The sequence below is a fragment of the Bradyrhizobium arachidis genome (assembly GCF_015291705.1).
Taxonomy (GTDB): Bacteria; Pseudomonadota; Alphaproteobacteria; order Rhizobiales; family Xanthobacteraceae; genus Bradyrhizobium; species Bradyrhizobium arachidis.
Genome location: NZ_CP030050.1, coordinates 9079092 through 9101087 on the forward strand (window position 1 = coordinate 9079092; position 21996 = coordinate 9101087).

General features: G+C 64.3%; 19 protein-coding genes. 5 read left to right on the plus strand and 14 right to left on the minus strand.

Annotation, left to right across the window (positions count from 1 at the left end; genetic code table 11):
* Positions 1 to 3 precede the first annotated feature (3 nt).
* Together WN72_RS42920 and WN72_RS42925 are read right to left on the minus strand one after the other, a co-directional pair.
* On the minus strand, positions 4 to 273 hold the full coding sequence (locus tag WN72_RS42920; protein ID WP_027562870.1) for a DUF3551 domain-containing protein: 270 nt from the start codon (positions 271 to 273) through the stop codon (positions 4 to 6).
* Positions 274 to 307: 34 nt separating this feature from the next.
* Complete coding sequence (locus tag WN72_RS42925) at positions 308 to 589, minus strand: DUF3551 domain-containing protein (RefSeq protein ID WP_027562869.1); 282 nt, start codon at positions 587 to 589, stop codon at positions 308 to 310.
* Between the two features lie 428 nt (positions 590 to 1017).
* Here WN72_RS42925 and WN72_RS42930 point away from each other — a divergent pair, with 428 nt between their 5' ends.
* On the plus strand, positions 1018 to 4152 hold the full coding sequence (locus WN72_RS42930) for a multidrug efflux RND transporter permease subunit (protein ID WP_092215631.1): 3135 nt from the start codon (positions 1018 to 1020) through the stop codon (positions 4150 to 4152).
* A 234-nt stretch (positions 4153 to 4386) separates the two neighbouring features.
* On the opposite strand, the gene htpG is transcribed toward WN72_RS42930, so the two are convergent.
* The 4 genes from htpG to WN72_RS42950 form a co-directional block, all read right to left on the minus strand.
* The gene (htpG, locus tag WN72_RS42935; protein ID WP_092215629.1) at positions 4387 to 6261 is read right to left on the minus strand and encodes a molecular chaperone HtpG; all 1875 of its coding nucleotides are present in this window, start codon (positions 6259 to 6261) and stop codon (positions 4387 to 4389) included.
* Between the two features lie 106 nt (positions 6262 to 6367).
* Positions 6368 to 6790 carry a hypothetical protein gene (locus tag WN72_RS42940; RefSeq protein WP_092215627.1) on the minus strand — a complete coding sequence of 141 codons (423 nt, stop codon included), beginning with the start codon at positions 6788 to 6790 and terminating at the stop codon, positions 6368 to 6370.
* Positions 6791 to 7057: 267 nt separating this feature from the next.
* On the minus strand, positions 7058 to 7657 hold the full coding sequence (locus WN72_RS42945; RefSeq protein WP_092215625.1) for a nuclear transport factor 2 family protein: 600 nt from the start codon (positions 7655 to 7657) through the stop codon (positions 7058 to 7060).
* 176 nt (positions 7658 to 7833) lie between these two features.
* Positions 7834 to 8640: a response regulator gene (locus WN72_RS42950; protein WP_027562863.1), complete on the minus strand. Its 807-nt coding sequence runs from the start codon at positions 8638 to 8640 to the stop codon at positions 7834 to 7836.
* 231 nt (positions 8641 to 8871) lie between these two features.
* On the opposite strand from WN72_RS42950, the gene WN72_RS42955 reads away from it, so the two are divergent.
* Together WN72_RS42955 and WN72_RS42960 are read left to right on the plus strand one after the other, a co-directional pair.
* On the plus strand, positions 8872 to 9108 hold the full coding sequence (locus WN72_RS42955) for a NepR family anti-sigma factor (RefSeq protein WP_027562862.1): 237 nt from the start codon (positions 8872 to 8874) through the stop codon (positions 9106 to 9108).
* Entirely contained in the window at positions 9108 to 9656 is a 549-nt protein-coding gene (locus WN72_RS42960) for a sigma-70 family RNA polymerase sigma factor (RefSeq protein WP_018316216.1), read from the plus strand. The genes WN72_RS42955 and WN72_RS42960 overlap by 1 nt, the downstream gene beginning before the upstream one ends.
* 102 nt (positions 9657 to 9758) lie before the next feature.
* Here WN72_RS42960 and WN72_RS42965 read toward each other — a convergent pair whose 3' ends face one another.
* The 8 genes from WN72_RS42965 to WN72_RS43000 all read right to left on the minus strand — a co-directional run bounded on the left by WN72_RS42965 (position 9759) and on the right by WN72_RS43000 (position 18851).
* Positions 9759 to 10457, minus strand: coding sequence for a nitroreductase (locus WN72_RS42965; protein ID WP_092215617.1), 699 nt, complete (start codon positions 10455 to 10457; stop codon positions 9759 to 9761).
* Between the two features lie 136 nt (positions 10458 to 10593).
* Entirely contained in the window at positions 10594 to 11838 is a 1245-nt protein-coding gene (locus WN72_RS42970) for an acyl-CoA dehydrogenase (RefSeq protein ID WP_092215615.1), read from the minus strand.
* Between the two features lie 9 nt (positions 11839 to 11847).
* Positions 11848 to 13092, minus strand: coding sequence for an acyl-CoA dehydrogenase (locus WN72_RS42975; protein WP_092215613.1), 1245 nt, complete (start codon positions 13090 to 13092; stop codon positions 11848 to 11850).
* 140 nt (positions 13093 to 13232) lie between these two features.
* Positions 13233 to 14360, minus strand: a complete 1128-nt coding sequence (locus WN72_RS42980) for an acyl-CoA dehydrogenase family protein (RefSeq protein ID WP_092215612.1) — start codon at positions 14358 to 14360, stop codon at positions 13233 to 13235.
* Positions 14361 to 14515: 155 nt separating this feature from the next.
* Positions 14516 to 16387: an AMP-binding protein gene (locus WN72_RS42985; RefSeq protein WP_092215610.1), complete on the minus strand. Its 1872-nt coding sequence runs from the start codon at positions 16385 to 16387 to the stop codon at positions 14516 to 14518.
* A gap of 43 nt (positions 16388 to 16430) precedes the next feature.
* Positions 16431 to 17237 (minus strand): enoyl-CoA hydratase/isomerase family protein, encoded by an 807-nt coding sequence (locus tag WN72_RS42990; protein WP_027562856.1) that lies wholly within the window; start codon positions 17235 to 17237, stop codon positions 16431 to 16433.
* 180 nt (positions 17238 to 17417) lie between these two features.
* On the minus strand, positions 17418 to 18176 hold the full coding sequence (locus WN72_RS42995; protein WP_027562855.1) for an SDR family NAD(P)-dependent oxidoreductase: 759 nt from the start codon (positions 18174 to 18176) through the stop codon (positions 17418 to 17420).
* Positions 18177 to 18248: 72 nt separating this feature from the next.
* Positions 18249 to 18851 (minus strand): TetR family transcriptional regulator, encoded by a 603-nt coding sequence (locus WN72_RS43000; RefSeq protein WP_027562854.1) that lies wholly within the window; start codon positions 18849 to 18851, stop codon positions 18249 to 18251.
* A gap of 213 nt (positions 18852 to 19064) precedes the next feature.
* Here WN72_RS43000 and WN72_RS43005 point away from each other — a divergent pair, with 213 nt between their 5' ends.
* Both WN72_RS43005 and WN72_RS43010 read left to right on the plus strand, forming a co-directional pair.
* Entirely contained in the window at positions 19065 to 20237 is a 1173-nt protein-coding gene (locus WN72_RS43005; RefSeq protein WP_092215609.1) for an acetyl-CoA C-acetyltransferase, read from the plus strand.
* 117 nt (positions 20238 to 20354) lie between these two features.
* Positions 20355 to 21899, plus strand: coding sequence for an acyl-CoA synthetase (locus tag WN72_RS43010; protein WP_092215607.1), 1545 nt, complete (start codon positions 20355 to 20357; stop codon positions 21897 to 21899).
* The last annotated feature ends 97 nt before the right edge of the window (positions 21900 to 21996 follow it).

The window sequence follows — 21996 nt, forward strand, 5'->3', positions numbered from 1 at the left end:
GAGCTAGCCGCCTCGCCTGTAGCGCGCGCGGGGCAGCGGCGCGTTGACCGGATAATACGGATTGAGATCGCAGCTCGCGGGGCGGCCTGAGGCTGTGGCACGGCACTGCGGCACGGAGATGAAGGAGCAATCGTACCATTCCCCACCGCCGCCATTCGCGCCGGAATAGACGTGCATGCAGACTGGAAAGCGGGGATCGAACGTCTGCGCCCGCGCCGGCGCAGCCGCGATCAATGCACCGGCGATCACCATCAGACCGAATGAGCTGCGCATGACAGGCATCTCTCCAAGCTGCAATCGCGGATCGCTAGTGCTGCTTCCTGTGGCGCTTGCGCGGAGGCGGCGGCGGTTCGTCGAAGGCGTAATAGGGATTGAGGTCGCAGCTTGCCGAGCGGCCGGACGCCGTCGCGCGGCACTGCGGCAGCGAGGTGAAGGAGCAGTCAAAATAGTCGCCGCCACCGCCACCGAAGCCGCCCGGCGTGTAGACGTGCATGCACACCGGGTAGCGCGGATCATAGGTCTGGGCGCGGGCGTCCGCCGCGGCAAACAGCGAAGCAATCGCGGTCAGGGTCAAAATTGGCAGGCGCATCGGGCATTTCCTCGAATCGGCAACAACGGCACGCGGTATGTCATTTCGATATGGCACAATGGCGCGGAAGAAGCGATTGTTCCTGTTCATACCTCTCCCGCTTGTGACGCGCGGCGAAACGCATGAGACTTGGCGCCGCAACAGCATGAAAGCGGGAAGACGCGACGTTTTCGGCCTGCACGGAGCGCATAACTCGCTGCAACTCTCCTCCGACAAAGGTCGCAAACATCCGGTGCAGGAATCCGTTCGCACACCGGCACGAACGGACTAGTCTTTCGAGCACAACGCCGGCCCCGGACCGACGACGTTCCAGGGCAATCAAGAAACAAACGGGCTGAAGGAAACGCACATTCGCGCTCGGGCTCTTTCGGGCGCGGCTCCGCCATGCGCGGGGGAGAAGATGCGCTGGCCCTCTGTGGTCCCAGGGCATGCAAGAGAGCTTCTCGTCTCCGTTCATCCGATACCCGATCGGCACCTCGCTGCTGATGGCGGGCATCCTGTTCGTAGGCCTCGTGGCCTATCCGCTGCTGCCGGTTGCACCGCTGCCCCAGGTCGACTTTCCGACCATCCAGGTTTCCGCGTCGCTGCCGGGCGGCAGCCCGGAAACCATGGCCTCCTCGGTCGCACAGCCGCTCGAGCGCCAGCTCGCCCAGATCCCCGGCATCACCCAGATGACCTCGACGAGCTCGCTCGGCTCGGCCTCGATCACCATCCAGTTCGATCTCAACCGCCTGATCGATGCCGCCGCCAATGACGTGCAGGCTGCGATCAACGCGGCGAGCGGGCAATTGCCGAAGAACCTGCCCTCGCCGCCGACCTACCGCAAGGTCAACCCGGCGGACTCCCCGATCATGATCCTGTCGGCGACGTCAGACACGCTGCCGCTGACCACCGTCAGCGACCGCACCGACGCGCAGCTCGCCCAGCAGATCAGCCAGATCCCGGGCGTCGCCCAGGTATTCGTCGGCGGCCAGCAAAAGCCCTCGGTGCGCATCCAGATCGATCCGGCCAAGCTCGTCGCCAAGGGATTGTCGCTGGAGGACGTGCGCAGCCAGATCGCGATCGCCACCGCCGACAGCCCGAAGGGCAACATCGACGGCACGCGGCGCTCCTACACCATCTACGCCAACGACCAGCTGCTCGAGGCGGCGCACTGGAAGGACATCATCGTCGCCTACCGCAACGGCGCACCGTTGCGGATCCGCGACATCGGCGAGGCCGTGTCCGGGCCGGAAGACATGAAGACCGCGGCCTGGGCCGACGGCAAGCGCGGCGTGTTCCTGGTCATCTTCAAGCAGCCCGGCGCCAACGTCATCGAGACCGTCGACCGCATCAAGGAGAAGCTGCCGCGGCTGATCGCAGCGATCCCGCCCGCGATCAAGATCAAGATCATCAGCGACCGCACCATCACCATCCGCGCCGCAGTCGACGACGTGCAGATCACGCTGATGATCACCATCGCGCTGGTGGTGATGGTGATCTTCATCTTCCTGCGCAGCTTCTGGGCCACGATCATCCCGAGCATCACCGTGCCGCTGGCGCTGCTCGGGGCCTGCTCGCTGATGTGGGTGTTCGGCTATTCGCTGGACAATCTGTCGCTGATGGCGCTGACCATCGCGGTAGGCTTCGTGGTGGACGACGCCATCGTGATGCTGGAAAACATCACGCGCTATGTCGAGCGGGGCGAGAGCCCGGTCGCCGCGGCATACAAGGGCGCGGCCGAGATCGGCTTCACCATCGTCTCGATCAGCATCTCGCTGGTCGCGGTGCTGATCCCGCTGCTGCTGATGGGCGGCATCATCGGCCGGCTGTTCCGCGAGTTCGCGGTGACGCTGTCGATGGCGATCTTCGTCTCCCTCGTGGTGTCGCTGACCCTGACGCCGATGATGGCCTCGCGCTTCCTCCGCGCCGACCACGAGGCGCGGCGCGGCCGCTTCTACCAGTGGAGCGAGCGGATGTTCGAGCGCCTGCTCGGCACCTACGAGCGCGGCCTGGATCTCGCGCTGAAACACAGCTTCGTCACGCTTCTCATCTTCTTCGGCACCGTCGCGCTCTCGGCAGTGCTGTTCATCATGATCCCCAAGGGCTTCTTCCCGCAGCAGGACAACGGCTTCCTCACCGCGGTATCCGAGATGCCGCAGGACATCTCCTTCACCGAGATGAAGCGCCGGCAGGAGGAGCTCAACGCCATCGTGCAGGCCGATCCCGCCGTCGATTCCATCGCGATGTTCATCGGCGGCGGCGGCACGGCGCTGAACTCGGGGCGCATGTATGTCACGCTGAAGCCGATCGGGGAGCGCGATGCCAGTGCGCAAGCGATCATCGCGCGGCTGCGGCCGAAGCTTGCCGAGGTCGAGGGCGCTCGCCTCTACATGCAGGCCTCGCAGGACGTGCGGCTCGGCGGGCGCGCCACCCGCACCCAGTTTGAGTTCACGCTCCAGGACGCCAATCTCGCCGAGCTGAACGAGTGGGCGCCGAAGATCCTGGCCGGCATGAGGGGCCTGCCACAACTGCGCGACGTCGCCACCGACCAGCAGACCGAGGGTACGACGCTGCAGCTCAGGATCAATCGCGACACCGCCGCGCGCTACGGCATCCAGCCGCAACTGATCGACGACACGCTCTACGACGCCTTCGGCCAGCGCCAGGTCGCGCAATATTTCACCCAGACCAACAGCTATCACGTGGTGCTCGAGATCACGCCGGCCCTGCAGGGCCAGCTCGAGACGCTGGAGAAGCTCTACATCAAGTCGCCGCTGACCGGGGACCAGGTGCCGCTTTCGGTGATGTGTAGCTGGACCAACGTGCCGGTGCGGCCGCTCGCGATCGCGCATCAGGGCCAGTTCCCTGCGGTGACGATCAGCTTCAACCTCGCCGAGGGCGTGGCGCTGGGACAGGCCACCGACGCGGTGCTGCGCGCGGTTGGCGCCATGGGCGCGCCGCCGACACTGTCGACGAGTTTTCAGGGCACCGCGCAGGCGTTCCAGCAATCGCTCGGCACCGTGCCAATGCTGATCCTCGCCGCGCTGGTCGTCGTCTACCTCGTGCTGGGCGTACTCTACGAGAGCTACATCCACCCGCTGACCATCTTGTCGACGCTGCCGTCGGCAGGTGTCGGCGCGATCGCGATCCTGATGATCTTCGGATTCGACTTCAGCCTCATCGCCCTGATCGGGGTCATCCTGCTGATCGGGATCGTCAAGAAGAACGGCATCATGATGGTGGACTTCGCCATCGCCGCCGAGCGCGAGCAGCATCTGACACCGGAGCAGTCGATCCGCCAGGCCGCGCTGCTGCGCTTCCGCCCGATCATGATGACGACGATGGCGGCGCTGCTCGGCGGTGTCCCCCTGATGCTCGGCACCGGCACCGGCGCCGAGATCCGCCAGCCGCTCGGCTATGCCATGGTCGGCGGCCTGCTGGTGAGCCAGGCGCTGACGCTGTTCACGACGCCTGTGGTCTATCTCTACCTCGACCGCTTCTCCAACCTGCTGTCACGCTGGATGGACGGGAAGCCGCAGGCCGAGACAGCCAGCGACAAGCAGAAGGATGCGGCGGAGTAGATCCAGAGGCTTTCCACGGAGGGTTCTGGATTGCTTCGTCGCAAGGGCTCCTCGCAATGACGGAGCATGAGGCAGCAGCTTCGTTCATCAGGTGCCGTAGGGTGGGCAAAGCGAAGCGTGCCCACCATCCGCATTTGGTGGGCACGCTTCGCTTTGCCCACCCTACAGGGTCTACGCGGTCTGCGCGCGTGGCAAGCTGCTCCCCATCGCAATGACGACGGAACAAGAGGAGCGTCAGCCCAGCCCCTGCAGCACCAGCCGATTCAGCCTCGCCGCAAACGCCGCCGGGTCCTCCGGCAGCTCGCCGTCCAGGATCTGCGCCTGCTCGAGCAGGAGCAGGCTGAGATCGTCGACCGTCTTGGAGCCGGCCTGCGCCTTGGTGATCGCGCTCACCATGGGATGACGCAGATTGATCTCGAGGATCGGCCTGGTGCGCATGCCGCGGTTCTGCTGCGACAGGATGCGCTCGAGTTCGCGGCTCGGGCCCTGGCTGTCGGCGACGAGGCAGGAGGCGGAGCTGGTGAGGCGCGTCGAGGCCTTGACGTCGCTGACGCGCTCGCCCAGCGCGGCCTTGATCACCGCGACGGTCGCGGCTTCGTCCGCTTCGGGCTCGTCCTTCTTCGCCTCGTCCGCCGCGTCGACGCGCGGGATCAGGTCGAGGTTGAGATCGCCCTGGCTGAGCGACTTCAGCGGCTTTCCGTCGAACTCCGTCGGCATCGAGGTCCAGAACGCGTCGACCGGATCGGACAGCAGCAGCACCTCGATACCGCGCGCGGTCGCCGCTTCCAGCCGCGGATTGGACTTCAGCCGCTCGATGCTGTCGCCGACGAGATAGTAGATCTCGGTCTGGTTCGGCTTGAAATCGGCGACGACCTGCTTCAGCGACCGCTTTTCGCCCGAGGTGGTGGTGAAGCGCGACAGCGCCAGCAGCTTTTCGCGCCGCTCGAAATCCTCGTAGATGCCTTCCTTCAGCACCGCGCCGAAGGCATCCCAGATCTTTGCAAAGTTGTCCGGGTCCTTGTCGGCAAGGCCTTCCAGCTCCGACACGACGCGGGTCGCGACCGCCTTTCGGATCTGTGCCAGCTGCGGATTGTTCTGCAGCATCTCGCGCGAGATGTTGAGCGGTAGGTCCTCGCTGTCGACCACACCACGAATGAAGCGCAGATAGCCGGGCAACAGATCGGCATCGTCGGTGATGAAGACGCGGCGAACGTAGAGCTTCACCCGGCCCTTGCGGTTCGGCTCGAACAAGTCGAACGGCTTGGTCGAGGGCGCGAACAACAGCACGGCGTAGGAGTAGCGGCCCTCGGCGCGGTAGTGCAGCGTCATCGCGGGATCGTCGAAGGCCGAGGCGATCTGCTGATAGGCCTTCTTGTAGTCTTCCGCCGTCAGCTCGGATTTGGAGCGCTGCCACAGTGCGCTCGCCGAGTTGATCTGGCGCGGCTCGCCCTCTTCGGGCACGAGCTCGATCGGGAACAGGATGTTGTCGGAATAGGCGCTGACGATGCGCTCGATCTCGTACGTCTCGAGATATTTCTTGGCGTCGTCCTTGAGGTGCAGGACGATCTCGGTGCCGCGCGCCAAACGCGCCGCGTCCGCCTCGCCGGCCCGCGCGATCTCGAAGCCGGAGCCGCCGGAGGACGTCCAGGTCCAGACGTCGCTCTCGCCGGCGCGACGGCTGATGACGACGATCCTGTCGGCGACCATGAAGGCGGAATAGAAGCCGACGCCGAACTGGCCGATCAGGCCGAGGCCGTCCTTGGCCTCCCTCAGCTTCGACACGAAGGCCTTGGTGCCGGAGCGGGCGATGGTGCCGAGATGGTCGATCAGCTCCTGCCGCTCCATGCCGATGCCGTTATCGGCGATCGTCAGCGTTCCGGCCGCCTTGTTCGGGATGATACGGATCTTGAGCGCGTCGCCTTCGCCTAGCAGCGCCGGACTTGCGATCGCCTCATAGCGCAGCTTGTCGCAGGCGTCCGAGGCGTTGGAGACGAGCTCGCGCAGGAAGATGTCGGTCTCCGAATAGACGGAGTGCACCATGAGGTGCAGCAGCTCGGAAACCTCGGCTTGGAATGGCTGCGTATGCACAGCCGTATCTGACGTCGTCATGCGTTTACCCGGTCAATCAAAGGGAAAGCCGGGATATAGCGCGACCGGACAACGGATCAAGAGGATGTGAGCGCCGCGACGACGCCGGTCGTTCGGCCAGGCGCGATCACGTCACGCAGCGACCTGGCTGGAGCAGCCTTGCGACCTCGGTCAGCGAGCTGACCATCGGCTCGCAGGCAATCGTCGGCTTGGGGCGGCCCTGCTTCTGGTCCTTGCCCTTGAGCAGCATCGGCGGCGGCTTGGCATTGCCGGTCTCGATTACCGCAGGGACCCGCAGCAGCACCGACGTGTCGGCAAGGTCGTTCAGCCGCATCGACACGGTGCGGGTGGGAACCGGGGCGGCCTTGACCTCGGCGAGACGGTCGGCCTTGCTGGCGCGATTGACGTTGTGGCCCGGCTTATCGACAACCGCCTGCCAGCGGTCGGCCAGATCGTGGCCGGAGGCCAGCTGCACCGCGCCGACCTGGACCGCACCGAGCGTTGCGGCAATTGCGACGGCGCCCAAAAATATCTTTTGAATCTGTGACATGGCTAAATATCCCTCGCCCCATGGCGATCGCGGGAACAACGCGACGAGAGGACCGGGAGTTCTCAGCCGTTAAGATCACTTAACCGTGTGCGCAAATCACCGAAGGCGGCACAAAAAATTTCGCTACCGCCTGGAACGACTTTCGCGCCCGGGAGTCGTCTCAGCAGCCGGCTATTCCCCCCTGCCCCATAAGCCGGCGACGTAGGGCGCGACTGTGGTGATGCCAGTCGCGCCTTACTTTTGTGTGGGGCTCACTTTTGCTTCAAGTTATTTGGCCTTCCCCGCCAGCCACTCCCGCCCTTCGGCATAAAGCTTCTCGACCTCGGGCCCGATCAGGCCGGGCATGTCGCGCTTGACCTTGTAGCCGATCAGCTCCTGCATGTAGGCGAGGTGGCGGTAGCCTTCGGGCAGTGCGGCCAGCGCTTGCTGGTCGAGCCGGAGTGTTGCCGCGGGATCGACCGGATCGATGCGGTCCTTCTCGTAGATCGGCTGGCGGCGGACGATGCCCCATTGGCCTTGCCGCTTCTCCAGGAAATCGTAGAAGCGGCCGGTGCAGACGACGTCGCAGAGCACGTCATGCACCAGGGCACGCTGCGAGATCGTCATCTTGGTCTGGGCGATCGCGCGCTCGCCCGCGCGGTCGATGCTGGAGCCGCCGAGGAAATGCAGGATGCGCACGCCCCTGGCAAAACCCTCCTGGCTGACGCGCATGAAATCCCGCGCCGGTCCCTGAAACCAGGTCGCGGACATCCAGCCCTCTTCGTGCCAGACGGTAGCAAAACGCTCCCAGTCACCGGCATCGCGCCACACCGCCCAGTTCTCGACGAGGTCGCGGATGGCGAGGCGGTCGAGCAATTGCTGGTCCATGGTGCGTATCTCCGATTGGGGTCGATGCCGAGGTATGAGCGGCGAATTCGATGCGCGTCAAGCGCGGCAGGCAGACATGAAAAATCCGGCGTGCCTTGCAGCACGCCGGATCAATCACTTCGCCGAATAACGCGTTATCAGGCCGCGGGCGCCTTCTTACGCCGCGGGCGCCCTTCTTACGCCGCGGGCGCCTTGGGCGTGCGGTTGCGCGAGTTGCGCTGGAAGAACAGCGCCTGGCTCGCCACCGCCGAGACCATTGCGGGCTGGAACGGCTTCGAGATCAGGAACGCCGGCTCGGGGCGCTCGCCGGTGAGGAAGCGCTCGGGGTAGGCGGTGATGAACACCACTGGCACCTCGAAGGTGCGCAGCAGCTCGTTGACGGCGTCGAGGCCCGACGAGCCGTCGGCGAGCTGGATGTCGGCGAGGATCAGGCCGGGCCGCTTGTTCTTGGCCAGCGCCACCGCATCGGCATGGGTGCGCGCGACGCCGACGACGTTGTGGCCGAGGTTCTTCACCAGGCTTTCGAGGTCCATGGCGATGAAGGTCTCGTCCTCGATGATCAGCACGTCGGTAGCGATCTCGGCCGCCATCTCGCGTCCGGCGGCATCGGCCAGCCGCCGCGTCTCGCCGACGTCAGTGCCGAGGATGTAGGCGACCTCCTCTTCCGAAAATCCCTCGAGCGAGAGTAGCAGGAAGGCCTGCCGCGGCAGCGGCGTGATGTTCGACAGCCGCCGCTCCGGCGGCATCGGCAGCGTCGTCACCTCGGCATCATCGTTGACCGAGACGGAATTCCAGATCTGGGTGAACAGCCGGAACAGACCGGCGCGCGGCCCGTGGCTCTCGTCGAGCACCGACGGATCCCCCAGCATGGCTTCCAACATGGCTGCGACATAGGCGTCACCGGAGGCCTGGCTGCCCGTCAGGGCGCGGGCGTAGCGGCGCAACAGCGGCAAGTGTTCAGCAACAAGCTGTGAACGGGACATCCCCACTCCATTCATCTTCGGGCCAGCCTTAGATCCAACCCTGAGGTCAGGCGATACGCGGGGGGGCCCGGGTTCCCCTGCTGGGCTGTTTACGCATCAGGCCAATAAAAGTTCCGCAAAGCGCGGAACTTTTTATCTCACGTCGCATTGTGCCTATCCAGGGAACGGCTCCCGGTTGAGAAAACTTCTCTATTTTACAGTCACTTAACTCGGGGAAACGTGGAACAGGTCATGAAAGATCTCAAATCTCAAGCCAGCAAAAGCACGACCCCCGGCAAGGGAGGGCTCACTCCGGAGATTCAATCCCGGATCGGGCATCAGCTCCGCGCCATGTACGACGACGTCGTGCGGCAGGGGGTTCCCGACCGGTTCGCGGAGCTCATCAAAAAGCTTGATGCGCCGGGAGGGATATCTCAAAGCGAGAATGTTGCTGGGGGCTCCAACGACAACAACAATGGGAGGGATTAATGCCTCTCACGGACTCCCTGCGTAACGACATCCTGGCGGCCGTGCCGAGTCTGCGCGCGTTCGCCATCTCGCTCAGCGGCAATGCGGACCGCGCCGACGACTTGGTGCAGGAGACGCTGCTGCGCGCGCTCGCCAACATCGACTCGTTTCAGCCCGGCTCCAATCTGCCGGCGTGGCTGTTCACGATCCTGCGCAACCTGTTCCGCTCCGACTATCGCAAGCGGCGGCGGGAAGTCGAGGATGCCGAGGGCAATTACGCCAAGACGCTGAAGACGCAGCCGTCGCAGAACGCGCATCTCGAGTTCGAGGAATTCCGTACCGCGCTCGACAAGCTTCCGCAGGACCAGCGCGAAGCCTTGATCCTGGTCGGTGCCTCGGGCTTCTCCTACGAGGACGCGGCTTCGATCTGCGGCTGCGCGGTCGGCACCATCAAGAGCCGCGTCAATCGCGCGCGCTCCAAGCTCGCCGCGCTGCTCTATGTCGACGGTGCCGAAGATTTCGGGCCCGACGAGACCGTGCGGGCCGTGATCGGCGGCAGCGGCGGCTAGCGGCCCGCGTCAATCGGACCAAACGACAGCTGCAAAGGCGGCCGTTTCTGCGGCCGCCTTTGCTTGCGTGGATTTGGGTGTTTTCCGCGAATAGCCGCCGGATCACTCCTCGACGAAGGCCACCGTGTCCGCCACGCTCGCGCGCGAGGTGCGGTAGCTGTTGACCTTGTGGGCGTTGTCGGCATAGCCGAACGAGATGCCGCAGACGACGCGGCGATCGTCGGGCAGATTGAAGTGGCGGCGGATCAGGCCGGAGTGACGCGCCAGCGCCGCCTGCGGAATGGTGCCGAGCCCGAGCGCCTGCGCGGCCAGCATGAAGTTCGAGACATAAGCCCCGCAATCGATCGCACCGTAGATGCCGAGCGGCTCGTTGGTGTGGATGATGGCCACGTGCGGCGCGCCGAAGAAATTGTAGTTCTCCAGCGCCTGTTTGGCGTAAGCGCTTCTGTCGCCGCGGGCGATGCCGAGCGTGTTGTAGAGCTGGAAGCCGCTCTCGCGGCGGCGCTCCAGATAGACCCCGACATATTCGCGCGGCGGGGTGAAATCGTAGTCGTCGCCGAGCCCGCCCGACGCTTCCTTGTAGATCAGCTTGCGGAAGCGCTCCTTGGCCTCGCCGCTGGCGATGATGACCTGCCAGGGCTGGCTGTTGCACCAGGACGCGGTGCGCTGCGCGGTGGTCAGCACATGCTCGATGGTCGCGCGGTCGACTTCCCTGGGATGGAAAGCGCGGACGGAGTAGCGCTCGTTGAGGAGCTCCTCAAGCACGCCGATGCGGTCATTCTGTTTCACTTGTGCGTCCATGGATCAGCTCGCGCTCTTTCGTAGGGTGGGCAAAGGCGCATCGCGCCGTGCCCACGGACAGACTTACTCCGGCGCATCCGCATATGGTGAGCACGCCTCGCTTTGCCCACCCTACGAGATGCAGCGAGAGGCGAGATCACCGCCCCTTGGTCGGGATCTTGTTATACGGCACATCCTTGTCGACACGGATATCACCCGGCAATCCCAGCACGCGCTCGGCGATGATGTTGCGCAGGATCTCGTCGGTGCCGCCGGCGATGCGCATCGAGGGCGAGGACAGCAGCATCTGCTGGAACTGGCCCTGCACTGTCTCATCATCGTTGCCGGTGAGGACACCAGCCGCGCCCTGCAGGTCCATCGCATAGGTCGCGATGTCCTGCAGCATCATGCCCGAGACCAGCTTGCCGATCGAATTCTCCGGCCCCGGCCGCTCGCCCTTCGACAGCGCCGAGATCGTGCGGTAGCTGGTGTACTTCAGCCCGCTCGACTTCGCCGCCCAGCTCGCAAGCTTCGAACGCACCGCGGGATCGTCGATGGCGAGACCATCATCCAGCATCAGGTTCGCGCAGAACTCGAACATTTCAGGCACGCCGGTCGCAAGCCGCGCGCCAATCGACATGCGCTCGTTCATCAGCGTCGTCAGCGACACGCTCCAGCCCTCACCGACGGCTCCTAACCGCTGGCTGTCGGGGATCACCACATCGGTGAAATAGACCTCGTTGAACTCCTGCATGCCGTTGGCCTGCTTGATCGGGCGGACCTCGACGCCCGGGCTCTTCATGTCAAGGAAGAACATGGTGAGGCCCTTGTGCTTGGGCACGTTGGGATCGGTGCGCGCGATCAGAAGGCCATAGTTGGAGTAGTGCGCGCCCGAGGTCCAGATCTTCTGGCCGTTGACGACCCAACTATCGCCCTTCTTCTCCGCGCGGGTGCGAAGGCCCGCGACATCGGAGCCGGCCGACGGCTCGGAGAAGAGCTGGCACCAGATCTCCTCGCCCGAGGCGAGTTTTGGCAAATACCGGCGCTTGGCGTCCTCGCTGCCGAAGGCCATCACGGTCGGGCCGCACATGCCCTCCCCGATCTGGAACGGCTGCGTCAGCTTGCCGTAGACGCCTTCTTCCTGCTGCCAGATCACGCGCTCGATCGGGGTCGCGCCACGGCCGCCATACTCCTTTGGCCAGTGCAGGCAGGCCCAATTGCCTTCGAACTTCTTCTTCTGCCAGGCCTTGCCGACATCGACGATGTCGTGCTTGGCAAGCCGGATGCGGCCAAGCGAGGATTTTGACAGCTCGGCATGCAGCTCCTTCGGCGCATTGGCCTCGACCCATTTGCGCGCGGTCTCGCGGAAGGCGGCTTCCTGCGGGGTGTCGTCGAAATTCATGGCGGACCTCTAACCTCTTCCCTTGGTCGGGATCTTGTTGAACGGCACGTCCTTGTCGACCCTGATATCGCCAGGCAGGCCCAGCACCCGCTCGGCGATGATGTTGCGCATGATCTCGTCGGTGCCGCCTTCGACGCGGGTGCCTGGGGCACGCAGCAGCATGGCCTGGAAGCGGCCGGCCAGCTCGGCATCCTCGCCGCTGACCACGCCCGCCGCGCCCTGCAGATCCAGCGCATAGGTCGCGACGTCCTGGATCATCGAGCCCGCCACCAGCTTGCCGATGGAGTTTTCCGGCCCCGGCCGCTCTCCCTTCGACAGCGCGGAGATCGCGCGCATGCTGGTGTATTTCAGCCCGCTCGCCTTCACCGCCCAGTTCGCGAGCTTCGAGCGCACCGCGCGGTCCTCGATTGCCGGGCCGTCGTCGAGCATCAGGCTGGAGCAATATTCGAACAGCTCCGGGAAGCCAGTCGAGACGGCCGCGCCGATCGCGCTGCGCTCGTTCATCAGCGTGGTCAGCGAGACGTTCCAGCCATCGCCGACCTCGCCAAGGCGCTGGTGGTCGGGGATGCGGACATTGGTGAAATAGACCTCGTTGAAGTCGGACGCGCCGCTTGCCTGCTTGATCGGCCGCACCTCGACACCCGGGCTCTTCATGTCCAGGAAGAACATGGTGAGGCCCTTGTGCTTGGGCACGGTCGGATCGGTGCGGGTCAAGAGAATGCCGTAGTCGGAATAATGCGCGCCCGAGGTCCAGATCTTCTGGCCGTTGATGACCCAGTCGTCGCCGTCCTTTTCGGCGCGCGTGCGCAGGCCGGCCACGTCCGAACCGCCGGCGGGCTCGGAGAACAGCTGGCACCAGATCTTCTCGCCGGAAGCGAGCGGCGGCAGATAGGTGCGCTTATGCTCCTCGCGCGCGAACGCCATCATGGTCGGCCCGCACATGCCGTGGCCGATGATGAACATGCGGGACAGCTGGCCGAACGGCCCTTCTTCCTGCTGCCAGATCACGCGCTCGATTGGCGATGATCCGCGGCCGCCATATTCCTTCGGCCAGTGCAGGCAGGCCCAGCCGGCATCCGCCTTCTTCTTCTGCCAGGCCTTCGCGACCTCGAGAATGTTGGCGTTCTTGAGCACGGTGCGGCCAAGCGAGGATTTGCGCAGCTCGTCCTCGTATTGCCTGGGCGCGTTGGCGCCGATCCAGGCGCGGGCTAAGCTGCGGAATTCGGCTTCCTGCGGGGTGTCGTCGAAGTTCATGGTGCTTTTCTCTCTGTCATTCCGGGGCGCGCGCAGCGCGAACCCGGAATCTCGACGTTATTCATTCACCTCTGGATTCTCAGATGTGCAATTGCACATCGTAGTTCGCCGCCTTGCGGCGCCCCGGAATGACGACAACATCACGCCGCGTTCTTCTTCCGCATGCGGTCGATCAGCTGGTCTTCCCAATAGGAGAGGCTGCCCAAGCCCAACGCCATGGCGTTGGCGCGGCGGTAGTACATGTGGCAGTCGAACTCCCAGGTGAAGCCCATGCCGCCGTGAACCTGGATGTTGTTCTTGGCGCAATGCTGGAACGCCTGCGTTGCGCTGATCCGCGCGGCGGCGGCCGCTTCCGGCAGCTCGGCCGCATTGGTCGAAAGCGCCCAGGCGCCGTAATAGCTGTTGGAGCGCGCCAGCGTCGCCGAGACATACATATCGGCCAGCATGTGCTTGACCGCCTGGAACGATCCGATCTGACGGCCGAAGGCGATGCGGTCGAGCGCGTAGTCGCGGCCCATCTCCAGCGCGCGGTCGGAGCCACCGACCTGCTCGAAGGCGCACAGCACCGCGGCGCGGTCGAGCACCTGGGTCAAGATGCTCCAGCCCTCGCCGGCCGCACCGAGCGGCTCGGCCTTGCAGTCTTTGAACGTGAACTCAGCCTGCCCGCGGGTCGGATCGAGATTGGTGAGGTTTTTGACCTCGACGCCGCCGTCCCTAAGGTCGACCAGGAACAGCGAGATGTCGTTCTCGCGCCCGCTCGATCCCGTGCGCGCGGCAACCACCGCGAAGTCGGCGATCGCGCCATCGGCTACCGGCTTCTTGACACCGTTGAGCACGCCATTCGCCGCGGTGAGCTTGACGTTCTTCGGCGCCGGATTGCCCTTGCCCTCGAACAGGGCCAGCGTGCCGATCGCCTCGCCCGAGGCGATTGCGGGCAGCCACTTCTTTTTCTGCGCCTCGCTGCCGGCGATCAGCAGCGCTTCGGCGGCAAGATAGACGGTCGAGGAGAACGGCACCGGCGCATTCGCCCGCCCCATCTCTTCCGCGATCACGCAAAGCTCCAGATGACCGGCGCCCGCGCCACCAAACTCCTCGGGAATCGCGACACCGAGGAAGCCCATCTCGGCGAGGCCCTTCCACAGCTCCTTGTCGTAGGGCGCCTTGCCGTCGAGCACGACACGCACCGCCTTGGGCGAGCATTTTTCCGCGAGGAATTTGCGCGCCTGATCGCGGAGCTGTTTCTGATCGTCGGAGAAATCGAAGTCCATGGCGGCTACCTCTTATTTTATCGTCATTGAGACCGTCATTCCGGGGCGCCGCGTAGCGGCGAGCCCGGAATCCATTTCGCCGCGTTTATGCGGCCCGATGGATTCCGGGTTCGCGCTGCGCGCGCCCCGGAATGACGAATGGAGAGAGAAGTGCTTCATCGCAGCACGATCACATCCTGATCCGGCGTGTCCGCATAGAGCCGTTCCACCAACGCGGCACGGCGCTCGAGGCCGGCGCGCTGGTTGATGTAGCCCTTGTCCGTGAGCTCATTGCCGTCGATCGAGGGCGGCTCGACCATCAGCATCGCGCGGGCGATGACGCGGCTGCTGGCGCCTCCGCATTCGGTGTTGTGCGCTTCGAGACCTCGCCTGAAGCAGGCGATCACCTCCGGATGCTTCACCGCGTCCTCGAAGGTCAGCTCGGGATTGCCGACGAGCTGACGGCACGCATGCAGATTGGGCCAGGCGAGCAAGCCAATGGAGCACTGATCCTGTCCAGCGACCAGCGCGTCATGCACGACGGGCGTCGCCGCCGCGATCGCATCGGTGCGAAGCGAACCGACATGCACGAAGGTGCCGGTGGTGAGCTTGAAGTCCTCGACCACACGGCCCGCAAAGATGATGCCCTTCACCGGATTGGCTTCGTCGACGAAGACGCCGGCATCGCCAATGCAATAAAAGCCTTCCTCGTCGAACATCTTCTTCGTGAGATCAGGCTGACCGAAGTAGCCGGGCGTGACGTTGACGCCGCGCAGGCGCAGCTCGTATTTCGACCCGCACGGCACCATCTTCAGTTCGACGCCCGGGAATGGCAGGCCGATCAGGCCGACGCGTTCGGTGTCCCAATAGGTGCCGGTCGAAGTCGGCGCGGTCTCAGTCGAGCCCCAGCCGGTGTAGAACACGATGCGCTCGCCGGTGGCCTTCACGGCGAGGGCCTGCATGCGATCGTAGAGATCGTCGGGCAGCCGCGCGCCGCCATAGGCCATGATCGACAGGTTCTTGAAGAACGAGCGGCACAGCGCGTCGTCCTTCTCCATCGCCGCCGCGAGCGCGGCGTAGCCCGCCGGCACATTGGCGTAATAGGTCGGCGAGATCTCGCGGAGATTCCGGATGGTCTCTTCAAGCTGGCCGGGCATCGGCCGGCCGTCATCGATATAGAGCGTGCCGCCGTCAACGAGCACCGGATGGAAAGCGGCATTGCCGCCCATGGTGTGATTCCACGGCATCCAGTCGAGCACGACCGGTAGCGGGCCGCCCGGGATGCGCGGCCGCACCTGCATCATCATCGCCGCATTGGCGCACATCATGCGTTGCGTGTTGATGACGGCCTTGGGCATGCCCGTCGAGCCGGATGTAAACAGCAGCTTGCCGACGGTGTCGGGCGTGATCTTTGCGATCGAGTCCTCGACATCCCCAGTCACCGGCGTTGCCTCGAGCTCAGCGAAGCTGACGCTCTTGACGCCCTCGCAGGGCCGCACGACGTGAACGACGGTGACGTCGGTGAGATCGAGTGCCTTCAGCGCCTTCTCGAAGGTCGGACCGTCCTGCACCATGACCACGGCCGGCTTGATCAGGTCGAACAGGTACTTCAGCTTGACGTGATCGTGGCTCATCAAGGAGTAGGCCGGCGACACCGGAGCCGCGGGGACGCGCGCCTGCATCGCGGCCTGCGTCATCAGCGCGTGCTCGATCGAATTGCCGGAGAGGATCGCGACCGGGCGTCCGTCGAGCCTGGGATCGAGCAGCGCCTGCGTCAGCGCATCGACGGTGCGCTTGGCCTCGCCGTAGGAAACCTTGCGCCAGTCACGATTGGGATCACCGCGCTGTGCGAGCCAAATACGCTCAGGCGCTTCCTTGGCCCATTTCGCCAGCGAGGCCGGGATGTGCTTCTCGTAGGCCTGCAGCGGAATGCGCGACTTGAGCACCACCGTGCCGTCGGCCCGGCGCTCGACATCGATGTCGCGCGCGAGCCACTCGACCTTGCGAAAGGCGGGCTTTGACATCACCGCCGCCGCGCTTCCACTCATTTTGCGTCTCCCGGAATTATTGTCCTTTGCGGATCTTTGTCGTTCAGCGCTTGATATAGACAGGCTTTCGCTTCTCAAGGAAGGCCCTGATGCCTTCCGAAAATTCCTCGGAGCGGCTGCACAGGACCTGGTTGCGATCCTCCATCGCGATCACAGCTTCCAGCGATCCGGCATCGACGCTCATGTTGAGACATTCCTTCGACAGGCGTAGCCCCACGGGCGAGGCCGTCATCATCGCATCGACATAAGACTCAGCCGCTGCATCGAGCTTGTCCTCGTCAACGACCTCCGAGACGAGCCCGACCGCGAGCGCACGCTCGGCGCCGATGAAGCGTCCCGTGAGGATCAGCTCGGACGCCACCGACACACCGACGAGGCGCGGCAGGAAATAGCTGGTGCCGATGTCGCAGCCGCCAAGGCCGAGCTTGATGAAGGCGCAGTTCATCCGCGCCGACTTCGTCGCGATGCGGATGTCGGAGGCGAGCGCCAGCGCAAAGCCGCCACCGGCTGCGGCCCCCTGCACCAGAGAGATGATCGGCTGCGGACAGCGCCGCATCAGCATGACGATGTCGGCGATGCGGCGCTGCGAGTCCAAGGACTCGGTGACGCCGGGCGGCTCCTGCTGCCCGGCCCGGCGCGCCATCGCATTCTTGAGATCGAGCCCCGCGCAGAAATTCTTGCCGGCGCCCTTGAGCACGACCACGCGCGTGTCGCGATTGCGCTGGAGGCCCTGGAAATAGACGTTGAGCGCATCGATCAGCGCAGGATCGAGCGCGTTCAGGCTCTCTGGACGATTCAGCATCACCCGATCGACGCCGTCGTGATGCTCGATCAGCAGCGGTTGGGACATGGGGCGCTCCTGCATCCGCTCTTTGAGTGGCGGTTATTGGGCCCTCTCCCCTTGTGGGAGAGGGCATGTACGTCGCTGACCACATACTCCCTTGGGTGAGGGGTCTGTCTCCGCGGAGAGAACCCCTCATCCGGCGCGCTACGCGCGCCACCTTCTCCCACAAGGGGAGAAGGGAGAGAGCTACCGCGGAGCCATGCGGATGGCGCCATCGAGACGGATGGTCTCGCCGTTCAGCATGGCGTTCTCGACGATGTGCACGGCGAGCGCGCCGTATTCCTTGGCATCGCCGAGGCGCGAGGGATGCGGTACCTGGGCCCCAAGGCTCTTGCGGGCTTCTTCGTTCAGGCCCATCAGCAGCGGCGTGAAGAACAGGCCGGGCGCGATGGTGTTGACGCGGATCTTCTGGCTGGCGAGGTCGCGCGCGGCCGGCAAGGTCAGGCCGACGACGCCGCCCTTCGAGGCCGAATAGGCGATCTGACCGATCTGGCCTTCGTAAGCGGCAACCGAAGCGGTGTTGATGATGACGCCACGCTCCTCACCGACCGGCTCGATGGTGACGAGGCGCTCGGCGAACAGCCGCAGGCAATTGAAGGTGCCGATCAGGTTGACGTTGATGATGCGCGCGAACTTTTCGAGCGGATAAACTCCGTCGCGGCCGACGATACGCTGCGAGCCGCCGATGCCGGCGCAGTTCATCAGCACGCGGGCGACACCATGCGCGGCTTCTGCTTTCGCGATTGCCGCCTTGATCTGCTCCTCGCTGGTGACGTCGGCATGAAGCGCAACGCCCTTCACCTCGGCGGCGACTTTCTCGGCGTTCTCCTTGTTCTGGTCGATCACACCGATCTTGGCGCCCTTGGCCGCCATGGCGCGGGCGGTCGCCTCGCCGAGACCCGAACCACCGCCGGTGATGAGAACGGCTACGTTTTTCAACTCCATCGTATTCTTACCTTTCCTTGGGCGTTTCTTCTCTAGACTTGCAAGTCTTCTGATTGACGAGTGATGGCCGGATCATCCGGCCGCGGCAGCATCCATTGCTTGCGCGAGGATGCCGCCGCAGATCAGCGTTTCCATGTGCTTGATGTATTGCCGGCAGACGTCATCGGTGACCGGACCGACGCCGGTCGCGCGAGACATCGCGTGCCGGCCGAAGAACAGATGATCGCAGGCGCCGATCAGGCTGGTGTAGAACAGCACCGGATCGGTGACGCGGAATTCGCCGCTCTTCTCGCCTTCGGCGAGCAAGCGACGATGGAAGTCCAAGAGCGGCGCGACGAAGAATTTCGAGACCTCGTCCGCGGAGCCGGCAACGCTTTCGTGCAGCAGATAATGGATCAGCCGGTTCATGTAGGGGAACCGGTAATAGGCGCGGATGATGCCGGCGATATGCAGCTTCAGCTTTGCCGTCGGCGTGATCGGCTGCGCGAGGAGATATTCGAGGTTGGACAGCTCGGTCGCGGCGTTACGCTCGAGCAGCGCCAGCAAGAGGCCGTCCTTGTTGCCGAAATGATATTTGACTAGCGCGGCGTTGGCGCCCGACTTCTGGGCGATGTCGGAGAGCGAGATCTCGATCGATGAGCGTTCGATCATCAGCTCGCTGGCGGCCACGAGCAATTTCTCTGCCGTGGAATTTTTTCCGCTCGGGAGCCTATTCGGTACGCTGGTAGTCACGGAGATCCCTGTTCTCGGCGCTTGAAGCGGCCGCAGATAAGCCGATGCAGCGCCTCATCACAAGAGTTAATTGATCGATTGACTAAACGATATCCCGCCCCTTAAATCCGCCCCCGACAACCAAACCCATCCAGAAGAATCCAGGGAGAGACCGATATGGCCGAGGCTTACATCGTCGCCGCCGCGCGTACCGCGGGCGGGCGCAAGGGGGGCCGCCTCGCCGGCTGGCATCCGGCCGATCTCGCCGCGAAAGTGTTGGACGAGTTGGTCGATCGCGCCAAGGTTGATCCTGCGCTGGTCGAGGACGTGATCATGGGCTGCGTCATGCAGGTCGGCGAGCAGTCCAACAACGTCGCGCGCAACGCGATCATGGCCTCGAAGCTGCCGGAGAGCGTGCCGGGAACTTCGATCGACCGCCAGTGTGGCTCCTCGCAGCAAGCGCTGCACTTTGCGGCCCAGGCCGTGATGTCCGGAACGATGGACGTGGTGATTGCGGCCGGCGTGGAATCGATGACGCGCGTGCCCATGGGCCTGTCCTCGCAGCTCGCCGCCAAGAACGGTTTTGGCCACTACAAGAGCCCGGGCATCGAGGCGAAGTATCCGAACATCGTGTTCAGCCAGTTCACCGGCGCCGAGATGATGGCCGAGAAGTACGGCCTGTCGAAGGATGATCTCGACGAATACTCTTTCAACAGCCATCAGCGCGCGATCGCAGCGACGCAAGCCGGCCACTTCAAGAAGGAGATCGTGCCGCTCGAGATCACTCGCGCCGACGGCAGCAAGGATACCCATCATATCGACGAAGGCATCCGCTTCGATGCCACGCTCGAAGGCATCAAGGGCGTCAAGCTGATCGCCGAGAACGGCAAGCTCACCGCGGCCAGCGCCAGCCAGATCTGCGACGGCGCCTCCGGCGTCATGGTCGTCAACGAGCGCGGCCTCAAGCAGCTCGGCGTGAAGCCGCTGGCGCGCATCCACCACATGACCATGACCGGCGGCGACCCCGTCATCATGCTCGACGCTCCCCTGCACGCCACCAAGAAGGCGCTGGAGAAGGCCGGCATGAAGGTCGACGACATCGATCTGTTCGAGGTCAACGAGGCCTTCGCCTCGGTGCCGACCGGCTGGCTCAAGACCACCGGCGCCGATCCGGCTCGCCTCAACGTCAATGGCGGCGCCATCGCGCTCGGCCACCCGCTCGGCGGCTCCGGCACCAAGTTGATGACGACGCTGGTCCACGCCCTGCACCAGCGCGGCAAGCGCTACGGCCTGCAGACCATGTGCGAAGGCGGCGGCATGGCCAACGTGACGATCGTGGAGCGGCTGTAAGAAAAACAAGAGCGAGTAGTGAGTGGCGAGTAGCGAATGGTGAGTAGGCGAAGAGCGGTTTGCCCTTCTTCCCTATTCGCCACTCGCTACTCGCCATTCGCGTTTTGAGGAAACGCCATGACCCACCCCTCCGTCTACGCCCGTACCACGCCCGACAAGATCGCCTACCAAATGGCCGGGACCGGCAAGGCGATCACCTATCGCGAGCTCGACGAGCTCTCGAACCAGGGCGCGCAGTTGTTCCGCTCGCTCGGCCTCAAGGCCGGCGACCACATCGCACTGCTGATGGAAAACCGGTTGGCGTTCATGGAGATCTGCTGGGCGGCGCAGCGCAGCGGGCTCTATTACACCGCGATCAGCCGTTACCTGAAGCAGGACGAGATCGACTACATCATCGGGGATTGCGGCGCCAAGGTCGTGATCACCACGCCGAAATGTGCCGACCAGATCAGGGACCTGGTCAAGGGCGCTCCCGGCGAGCCGATCTTCTTCATGGTGGATGAGCCGCTGCCCGGCTTCCGCTCCTACGACAAGGAAGCAGCCGCGCAGCCGACCACGCCGATCGCGGACGAAGTCGCCGGTTACGACATGCTGTATTCATCGGGCACCACCGGCCGCCCGAAAGGCATCAAGAAGGCCTTCGAGGGCAATGCGATCGACGTGCCCAACGCGTTCCTGCGGGTGCTCTGCGCCGACATGTGCGGCATGAACGCGGAGAGCACTTATCTGTCGCCGGCGCCGCTCTATCACGCGGCTCCCCTGCGCTTCAACATGATGGCGATCGTGCTTGGCGGCACCTCCATCATCATGGAGCATTTCGATGCCGAAGAATTCTTGAAGCTGGTCGAGAAGTATGAGGTCACGCAATCCCAGCTGGTGCCGACGATGTTCGTGCGCATGCTGAAGCTGCCGGACGAGGTTCGCACCAAATACAATGTCTCGACGCTGAAGGGCGCGATCCACGCCGCGGCCCCCTGCCCGGTCGACGTGAAGGCAAAGATGATCGAATGGTGGGGCCCGATCCTGATCGAGTACTACGCGGGCTCGGAAGGCAATGGCGTCACCGTCTGCAACTCGCAGCAATGGCTGGAGCATCGCGGCAGCGTCGGCCGCGCCGTGGTCGGCAAGATCAAGATTCTGGACGAGAACGACGAGGAGCAGCCGGTTGGCGAAATCGGCACGGTCTATTTCGCCGACGCGCCGGCGTTCACATATCACAACGATCCCGAGAAGACGAAGAAGGCCTACAACGCCAAGGGATGGTCGACGCTCGGCGATGTCGGCTATCTCGACAAGGACGGCTTCCTCTTCCTCACCGACCGCAAGTCCTACATGATCATCTCGGGCGGGGTGAACATCTACCCGCAGGAGACCGAGGACGTCCTCATTACCCATCCCGAAGTGGCCGACGTTGCCGTGTTCGGCGTGCCGAACGAGGAGATGGGCGAGGAGGTCAAGGCGGTAGTGCAGCCGCACGACATGAAGCGTGCCGGCAAGGCGCTGGAGGCCGACCTGATCGCCTACTGCAAGACCCGCCTCTCCGCCATCAAATGCCCGCGCTCGATCGACTTCGAAGCCGAGCTGCCGCGCACGCCCACGGGCAAGCTGGTGAAGCGGCATTTGCGGGATCGGTATTGGCCGAAGACGGCGGCGAAGATTTAGAGCGAGCGGCTGTTCCGAACACCGTCATGCCCGGGCATAGCCGTTCGAAGAACGGCGTCGCTTCCGATGGTCGGGTCAAGCCCGGCCATGACGCCGA

Excerpts from the sequence above, each read along its gene's own strand:
- WN72_RS43005 (WP_092215609.1), top strand. The coding sequence starts at position 19,065 with ATGGCCGAGGCTTACATCGTCGCCGCCGCGCGTACCGCGGGCGGGCGC.
- WN72_RS43010 (WP_092215607.1), top strand. The coding sequence starts at position 20,355 with ATGACCCACCCCTCCGTCTACGCCCGTACCACGCCCGACAAGATCGCC.
- WN72_RS42940 (WP_092215627.1), bottom strand. The coding sequence starts at position 6,790 with ATGTCACAGATTCAAAAGATATTTTTGGGCGCCGTCGCAATTGCCGCA.
- WN72_RS42945 (WP_092215625.1), bottom strand. The coding sequence starts at position 7,657 with ATGGACCAGCAATTGCTCGACCGCCTCGCCATCCGCGACCTCGTCGAG.
- WN72_RS42995 (WP_027562855.1), bottom strand. The coding sequence starts at position 18,176 with ATGGAGTTGAAAAACGTAGCCGTTCTCATCACCGGCGGTGGTTCGGGT.
- WN72_RS42960 (WP_018316216.1), top strand. The coding sequence starts at position 9,108 with ATGCCTCTCACGGACTCCCTGCGTAACGACATCCTGGCGGCCGTGCCG.
- WN72_RS42930 (WP_092215631.1), top strand. The coding sequence starts at position 1,018 with ATGCAAGAGAGCTTCTCGTCTCCGTTCATCCGATACCCGATCGGCACC.
- htpG (WP_092215629.1), bottom strand. The coding sequence starts at position 6,261 with ATGACGACGTCAGATACGGCTGTGCATACGCAGCCATTCCAAGCCGAG.
- WN72_RS42920 (WP_027562870.1), bottom strand. The coding sequence starts at position 273 with ATGCGCAGCTCATTCGGTCTGATGGTGATCGCCGGTGCATTGATCGCG.
- WN72_RS42970 (WP_092215615.1), bottom strand. The coding sequence starts at position 11,838 with ATGAATTTCGACGACACCCCGCAGGAAGCCGCCTTCCGCGAGACCGCG.
- WN72_RS42925 (WP_027562869.1), bottom strand. The coding sequence starts at position 589 with ATGCGCCTGCCAATTTTGACCCTGACCGCGATTGCTTCGCTGTTTGCC.
- WN72_RS42985 (WP_092215610.1), bottom strand. The coding sequence starts at position 16,387 with ATGAGTGGAAGCGCGGCGGCGGTGATGTCAAAGCCCGCCTTTCGCAAG.
- WN72_RS42965 (WP_092215617.1), bottom strand. The coding sequence starts at position 10,457 with ATGGACGCACAAGTGAAACAGAATGACCGCATCGGCGTGCTTGAGGAG.
- WN72_RS42955 (WP_027562862.1), top strand. The coding sequence starts at position 8,872 with ATGAAAGATCTCAAATCTCAAGCCAGCAAAAGCACGACCCCCGGCAAG.
- WN72_RS42980 (WP_092215612.1), bottom strand. The coding sequence starts at position 14,360 with ATGGACTTCGATTTCTCCGACGATCAGAAACAGCTCCGCGATCAGGCG.
- WN72_RS42975 (WP_092215613.1), bottom strand. The coding sequence starts at position 13,092 with ATGAACTTCGACGACACCCCGCAGGAAGCCGAATTCCGCAGCTTAGCC.
- WN72_RS42950 (WP_027562863.1), bottom strand. The coding sequence starts at position 8,640 with ATGTCCCGTTCACAGCTTGTTGCTGAACACTTGCCGCTGTTGCGCCGC.
- WN72_RS42990 (WP_027562856.1), bottom strand. The coding sequence starts at position 17,237 with ATGTCCCAACCGCTGCTGATCGAGCATCACGACGGCGTCGATCGGGTG.